8 protein-coding genes are annotated in these 4,666 nt (G+C 62.3%); 2 read left to right on the top strand and 6 right to left on the bottom strand.

All coding sequences use genetic code 11. The features are described from left to right. The 4 genes from EN991_RS24145 to EN991_RS24130 form a co-directional block, all read right to left on the bottom strand. On the bottom strand, nt 1–702 hold a 702-nt coding region (locus EN991_RS24145; protein WP_164769344.1), incomplete at its 3' end, for an aldo/keto reductase. 98 nt (nt 703–800) lie between these two features. After that, nucleotides 801–1,046, bottom strand: coding sequence for a DUF982 domain-containing protein (locus tag EN991_RS24140; protein ID WP_013530762.1), 246 nt, complete (start codon nt 1,044–1,046; stop codon nt 801–803). 131 nt (nt 1,047–1,177) lie between these two features. Further along, nucleotides 1,178–1,357, bottom strand: coding sequence for a hypothetical protein (locus EN991_RS39970; RefSeq protein ID WP_164753542.1), 180 nt, complete (start codon nt 1,355–1,357; stop codon nt 1,178–1,180). A gap of 110 nt (nt 1,358–1,467) precedes the next feature. Beyond that, the gene (locus EN991_RS24130; RefSeq protein ID WP_013530764.1) at nt 1,468–2,352 is read right to left on the bottom strand and encodes a LysR family transcriptional regulator; all 885 of its coding nucleotides are present in this window, start codon (nt 2,350–2,352) and stop codon (nt 1,468–1,470) included. 103 nt (nt 2,353–2,455) lie between these two features. Here EN991_RS24130 and EN991_RS24125 point away from each other — a divergent pair, with 103 nt between their 5' ends. After that, nucleotides 2,456–3,325 (top strand): NmrA/HSCARG family protein, encoded by an 870-nt coding sequence (locus tag EN991_RS24125; RefSeq protein WP_127369700.1) that lies wholly within the window; start codon nt 2,456–2,458, stop codon nt 3,323–3,325. An 80-nt stretch (nt 3,326–3,405) separates the two neighbouring features. Here the strand turns inward: EN991_RS24125 and EN991_RS24120 are convergent, their stop codons facing one another. Continuing rightward, nucleotides 3,406–3,723: a hypothetical protein gene (locus tag EN991_RS24120; RefSeq protein ID WP_013530766.1), complete on the bottom strand. Its 318-nt coding sequence runs from the start codon at nt 3,721–3,723 to the stop codon at nt 3,406–3,408. Nucleotides 3,724–4,001: 278 nt separating this feature from the next. On the opposite strand from EN991_RS24120, the gene EN991_RS24115 reads away from it, so the two are divergent. Further along, a complete protein-coding gene (locus tag EN991_RS24115) occupies nt 4,002–4,244 on the top strand; it encodes a hypothetical protein (protein WP_013530767.1) in 243 nt (80 codons plus the stop codon). Between the two features lie 91 nt (nt 4,245–4,335). Here EN991_RS24115 and EN991_RS24110 read toward each other — a convergent pair whose 3' ends face one another. Further along, entirely contained in the window at nt 4,336–4,542 is a 207-nt protein-coding gene (locus EN991_RS24110) for a hypothetical protein (RefSeq protein ID WP_013530768.1), read from the bottom strand. Nucleotides 4,543–4,666 lie beyond the last annotated feature (124 nt).

Here is a 4,666-nt window from a genome sequence, read left to right as displayed (position 1 = left end):
CTGGTAGCGCGGGTCGTTGCGGCGATAATCGCCGTCGGGATAGTCTTCCGCACGCTTGACCTGGCCGGTGAGAAACCCTCGGCCGAGCGGCGAGAACGGCACCAGGCCGATGCCGAGTTCGCCAAGCAGCGGGATGATCTCCGGCTCCAGATTGCGCTCCCACAGCGAATACTCACTCTGCAACGCCGACACCGGATGCACGGCATGCGCCCGGCGGATGTTGGCTGCACCCGCTTCCGACAGGCCGAAGAAGCGCACCTTGCCTTGCGCGACGAGTTCGCCGACGGCGCCCGCGACATCCTCCATCGGCACCGCCGGGTCGACGCGGTGCTGGTAGAGCAGGTCGATACGGTCGGTTCCGAGGCGGCCGAGCGAGGCTTCCACCGCCTCTCGAATGTGCTCGGGCCGGCTGTCGGTTCCGGTCTGCTTGCCGTTTTCGATGCGGAAGCCAAATTTCGTGGCGATCGTCACCTGGTCGCGCTTGCCCTTCAATGCCCGGCCGAGCAGGGCTTCGTTGTCGTAAGGGCCATAGACTTCGGCGGTGTCGAGGAAGGTGCAGCCGAGGTCGATGGCACGGTGCAGCGTGGCGATGGATTCGGCCTCGTCGGCCGGGCCATAGGACTGGCTCATGCCCATGCAGCCGAGGCCGATGGCCGAGACCTGCAGCCCCTGGCTGCCGAGCTTGCGTGTTTTCAGGGTCATGGCAGGCGTTCTCCGGAGGGGGCGCAGCGATTATAGCGTCAGCAGGTTCAATCGATACGCCTATTCGATCACGATGTGGCTATTCGATAAGGATGTGGCTATTCGATCAGGATGTGGGCTTCGCGCGCTGCTTCGACGAGCGCCGCCCTGGCGACGTCGGGGGCAACATCGCCGCTCGTCGCCCGCTGGCAGGCGCGCAGTGCGGACCGATGCTTCGGGCTGCCTGCGTCACGCCAATGTGTGGTGAGCAAATCAATGGCCTGCTGTGTGTTGGACAGATGATGGATGGAACCGGTGACGCCGACCGAAACCGCCACAGGTTTGGAGAACCATGCCGTTTGCATTGGAACCACCTCAATTGGGCTGAAGCAATAAACGCTTATGGCCGCTCAAGGTTTCGTCGCTACCAATCAATCTGGCGTGATAGATTGCCGATACCCCCCAGCGGCATTGGGCCCCACATTGTCCGCGGGGCTCACATGTTCGAGGCGACGTCGCGGGTGGGCGGTGTTTTGGGTTTGTGGGCGGCGCGTTGCCGCGTCGCCTGGTCGGCAGGGCGGGGTTTGACCGTGTTCACGGTCGTGGGCGCCTGCGCCTTGCGGCGCTTGAGCCAGTTGGCTGACAGTTCGGCAAGGAGACTGCGCAAGTCTTTCACGGCGTCCTCCTCTTGTAGGGCGACAAGGTAATTGCCGTCGCCCCAACTTGTTCCACCGCAAACTCCTTCCGCCAGAAATAAAAGTTCTTGCCGGCGAAAGCAGCCGGGCATCACCTGCCGATATAGGCGGCCAGTTCGTCCGGCGTCCCGTTCGGGAAGGCCTGTTTCAGAAAATCCAGGAACGCCGACACGCGCGGGCTGAGCAGCCGCCGGGAGGGGTAGAGCGTCCAAAGAGCGATCTCAGGGGCGTCGATGTCCCCCCAATTCACCAACGTGCCGTCAGCCAAATCGTGGGCCACCAACGAAATGGGAAGACGTGCCGCACCGACCCCCGCTCGCACCGCATCGCGCACCATAATGAGCGTTCCCAAAGCGAGGACCGGCTCGATTTTGATCGTCGACCGGCCACCCTCGGTCTTCACGTGCCATGTTTGCCGTTCGCCTTTCCCGCGCGCAACGGCAGGGGCCGGTCCACCGGTGCGAGGAAGGTGAGGGCTCGCCACGACGACCAGCCGGTCGCGGAGAAACGCCCGTCCGACCAAGCTTTCGTCGGGATCCGGGTTGACCCGGATCACCAGGTCGTAGCCTTCCTCGATCATGTCCACAGCCCGGTCCTCCGTCGTGACCTCCAGCCTCACCTCCGGAAATTTGAGGGCAAATCCCGCGGCGATCCTCCCCATCGCGGTCTGAGAAAAAAGCAGGGGCGCGCTGATCCGCAGTCTCCCCTTGGGTCTTTGACCGCCCGAGGCGATCGCCGCGGCCGTCTCGTCCAGTTCGGCAAGCAACGCCCCCGTCCGCTCGAAAAGCGCCCGTCCTTCCTCGGTCAGCTTCAGGTTACGCGCACCCCGTTCAAACAGGCGCAGGTCAAGGCTGCTCTCCAAGTCTCCAACGCGCCGCGACAGGGTTGCCTTGGGTCGGCCGGTGGCCCGTGCCGCCTTGCCGAAACCGCCATGGCGGGCAACGAGGTTGAAATCGGTGAGGGCCAGAATATCCATAGGTGTTCCACCAGTGAGACGGTGCGTCTAAAATTTCGGTCTGTTTGAGTGTTTGTGAGCCACACATATTGGGCCTGTCAAGCAACCCAACAGGAGAAATTCCATGACCATCCTCGTTACCGGCGCCACAGGCAATGTTGGCCGCCAAGTCGTCGAGCACCTCGTCAAGCGCGGCGCCGACGTCCGTGCTCTCGTCCGCGATCCGTCGAAAGCCAGCTTCCCGGCGGGCGTATCGGTCGCGCAAGGCGACTTTCTCGATGTCGATTCACTGCGCAAAGCCATGTCCGGCGTTTCCACCCTGTTCCTCTTGAACGCCGTGGTGCCGGACGAATTCACCCAGGCTTTGGTCGCGCTGAATGTCGCCCGATCGGCGGGCATCGAGCGGATCGTCTATCTCTCGGTGATCCATGCCGACGTGTATGTGAACGTGCCGCATTTCGCCGGCAAGTTCGGCGTCGAGCGAATGATCGAGCAGATGGGCTTCCAGGCTACGATCCTGCGCCCGGCCTATTTCATCCAGAACGACCTGATGATCGAAGACGTCATCACCGGCTACGGCACCTACACAATGCCGATCGGCGCCAAAGGCCTCGCCATGGTCGATGTGCGTGATATCGCCGAGATCGCCGCTCTCGAGCTGCTGCGCCGCGAACGGTCCGCGGAGCCGCTTGCGCTCGAGCGGATCAACCTCGTCGGTCCGCAGACACTGACCGGGACGGATATCGCGGCCATCTGGTCCGACGTGCTCGCCCGGCCGATCAGCTACGGCGGCGACAACACCGAAGGTTTCGAGCAGAATCTCAAGCAGTTCCTGCCTGCCTGGATGGCCTACGACATGCGCTTGATGGGCGAACGGTTCCTGACCGACGGCATGCTGCCCGAGGCCGGCGACGTCGAGCGCCTGACCGCGCTTCTGGGCCGCCCTCCGCGTCCCTATCGCGACTTCGCCTCACAAATCGCCGGCTCTGCCTGACGGAACGGCTCCGGTCATCACCCGGTTCAGAAACAGCAGGGCGGCCTTTTGAGAAGGCCCCCTGTTCAGCCGGTACCGTCTTACTGCAGGGTGGCCGGACCAGGCCCGTCGCGTTGGGCGATCATCCGCCCGCCATCGTCGCCACCGAGACCATCCACGAACAGGCCAGCCACGCCGTCGAAATTGGTGAGCCCGTCGAATTCAATTGCGGCGCCAATCAGCTGGGCTGCCTGGAAGACAAGGTATTCGACGTCCTCGAGGGCGATGTTTTCGGCCAGGTTCCTGACCCTTACATGTTCCGCCACCGCCGTGATACTGACGATGCCGGTCTTCCTGAAGGCGATCTGGACCGCTGAACGGACGTCATCGCGCAGTCGCGCCGAGTAATCATACCGCATCGAAACCTCCCAAAGGGAACGGTTTTCTGTTCAGGTTGCACAATGCGGCAGAGGCTTCGTCTTGGCAAGTCACGAATTAAATAATATCTAAACAAATCAGCTAGTTAGCATAGTTATGCAAGTATGCGCCTTACGCCGAATACCATCAGGCTCATCATGCGCATGAGAAGCAGTTCACTCATCGCGAGGTCTTGACGCGCTAGGAGCGCTTTCCTAACTATTAGGTAAGCGAGTTGAATACTCATTCGAGGTATCGGGATCCTGAGCGAGGGAGCGCGATGACTGAACTGGAACGCCCGGAACGGTTGCAGATCATGCTGACGTCAGACGAGCTGGCTGCGCTGGAAAACTGGCGCTTCGACAAGCGTATGCCGAGCCGTTCGGCCGCGGTCAGGGAATTGCTGCGGCGCGGGCTTGCCTCGGACGGCTTCCTGACGGCGGAGCAAGGGGCGAAGTCGCAAGACTTCGGCATCCTGCCAACCGCCGGCGGCAACGGCATTTCCGAAAGCGGCAAGGAGTAGCGGGTCACCGCGCGTGAGCCGCTCCAGTCCTTTCAGGCTGCCGGTCGCCGCAACGCGGTGCCGGCCGGCCCAGCGGACCATAACTCTCGATTCAGAGGATGTTGGTCGTCACTTCGACGACGATCGCGGCACCTTCCAGGCTGCCATTGGTGACGTGCACGACACGCGATACCCGCAGATCCTGCGTGGTTCCATCGATCGACAGCGCAACGCTTTCGCCGATCCGCGGAACCGCCTGAAAAACCGCGTCCGTGGCCTCCGGCCGGTTGTCGATCGATATGCGGCAGTTGACGGTCATGAGATGTCTCCTGTGTCGGCCCGGTGGTCAACGCGGGGTCCGCGAAATGGTTTCAGGAGCCGGATGCAACTTGACGGCGCCCAGATCCGTAAAACACTAATTGCTCCATTGTTCATCGTAACGG

The organism is Mesorhizobium sp. M7A.F.Ca.US.005.03.2.1 (assembly GCF_003997795.1).
In the GTDB taxonomy this organism is placed as follows: Bacteria; Pseudomonadota; Alphaproteobacteria; order Rhizobiales; family Rhizobiaceae; genus Mesorhizobium; species Mesorhizobium ciceri.
The sequence above is the reverse complement of the archived record's forward strand: the minus strand, read 5'-3'. Positions and strand labels throughout refer to the sequence as shown.